The 1,941-nt window shown below is 73.0% G+C and carries 1 protein-coding gene; it reads right to left on the minus strand.

What is annotated here, in order from left to right; genetic code table 11:
- On the minus strand, window positions 1-1,941 hold a 1,941-nt coding region (locus GXW71_RS35360; protein ID WP_211858595.1), incomplete at both ends, for an autotransporter-associated beta strand repeat-containing protein.

A 1,941-nucleotide genomic window follows, 5' to 3' on the forward strand; every position in this document is an offset into this window, starting at 1 on the left:
TGCTGCCGGACGTGCCGCCATTGCCGAGCTGCAGCGTGCCCTGGGTGATGGTGGTGCCGCCGGTATAGGTGTTCTCGCCGGTCAGGATGGTGGTGCCGGTGCCGTCCTGCCTGACAGCGCCACTGCCGGAGACGACGCCGGCATAGGTCACGGCGTCGCTGCGGTTGAAGGTCAGCGTGCCGTTGTTCAGCACGTTGCCGACGATGCTGCCGCTGGTGCCACCGGCGCCGAGCTGCAAGGTGCCGGCTGCGATCGTGGTGCCGCCGGCATAGGTGTTCTCCGCGGTCAGGATGGTGGTGCCCGTCCCGTCCTGGCGCACCGCGCCGCTGCCGGAGACGACGCCGGCGAAGGTCAGCGCATCGCTGCGGTTGAAGGCCAGCGTGGCGTTGTTCAGCACGTTGCCGACGATGCTGCCGGTGGTGCCGCCGGCGCCGAGCTGCAAGGTGCCGCCTGATATCGTGGTGCCGCCGGCATAGGCGTTGTCGGCGGTCATCACGAGGGTGCCGGCCCCGAGCTTCGTCAGCGCACCGGTGCCGCTCAGCGCCTGGGTCAACGTGAAGGTGTTGCCGGCAAAGGCGATGTCGAAGCCGCCGCCGTTCGCGCCGAGCACGACCGGGCGCGGGGTGCTGGTGAAGGCGGCACCCGTCACCTGCAGGATGCCGCCATTCAGGGTCAGCGTGCCGGACGGGTCGCCCAGCATCGCGTCATTCGCGACCGACAGCGTGCCGCTGAGGATCGTCCAGGGCGTGACCTCCGCGGTCGCGCCGGTCAGCGTCCAGGTGCTGAAACCGGACTTCTGAAAGATGCCGAAACCCAGATACTGCGTGCCGAACAACCCCGCATCGAAGCTCGCATTGATGCCGGCGCCCAGACGGAAGGTGTCTGCGGTGCTGAAGGCCTGCACAGTGCCGGTGATGGCGAAGTTCGCCCGGAGCTCGAGCACATTGGTGCCGCCGGTGAAGGTGACGGCGTTCGCCTGCGCGCCGCCGCCGCTCAGGCCGCCGGCGATCGTCCCGGAGTTGAGGATCACGAGGTTGCCGCCGGTGACGCCCACGCCGCCGAGGCCCGCCGTGCCCGCGGCGCCGTTGGCGCTGCCGGTGCCGCCCGCGGCCCCCGCTGCGCCATCGCCGCCCTGGATAGTGCCGGTGTTGCTGACCGTCGCCCCCGAAGTGACGATGCCGGCGCCGCCACTGCCGCCGGCGGCGCCATTGCCGCCGGTGCCGGCGGTGGCCCCGGCGCCACCATTGCCGCCGATGCCACCGGCGCCGCCATTGCCGCCGATGATGAGGGCCGCGTTGCTGACATTGATCCCGGTGCCGTTGACGCCGGCGGCGCCATTGCCGCCCGCGCTGCCGCTGCCGGCGGCGCCGCCATTGCCGCCACCGGTGCCGTTGCCGCCATTGCCGCCATTGGCGCCCACGCCGCCGGTGCCGCCGGTGACGGTGCCGGTGTTGATCAGGGTGAAGCCGGAGCCGGTGACGCCGGAGCCGCCATTGCCGCCGATGGCGAAGGCGGGCAGCGCCTGGGCGGACCCGCCATTCGCGCCGGTGCCCCCGTCCCCGCCATTGCCGCTCACGCCGCCATTGCCGCCATTGCCGCCGGTGATGAGGAAGCCATTGGTGACGTTGATGCCGGTCGCGATGATGCCCGCACCGCCGCCGCCGCCGCGGCCGGCATAGTTGGCGGAGCCGCCCAGCTGGCCCGCCGCGCCCGCGGTTCCCGACGCGCTGGCGCCGCCATTGCCGCCGACGCCGCCGGTGACATTCCCGCTCGTGCTCGTGCTGCCGCCGCCGCTCAGGATCGCGCCGGCACCGCCGCCGCCGCCGCCGGCGCCGTCGCTGCCATTGCCGCCGACCTCGACGATGGCCCCCGAGTTGCCGCCCTGGCCGCCCGCACCGCCGATGATGGTGCCGGCCGGCAGCGTCGAGCCCACGAAGCCGG

It is taken from the genome of Plastoroseomonas hellenica (assembly GCF_018129085.1).
In the GTDB taxonomy this organism is placed as follows: domain Bacteria; phylum Pseudomonadota; class Alphaproteobacteria; order Acetobacterales; family Acetobacteraceae; genus Plastoroseomonas; species Plastoroseomonas hellenica.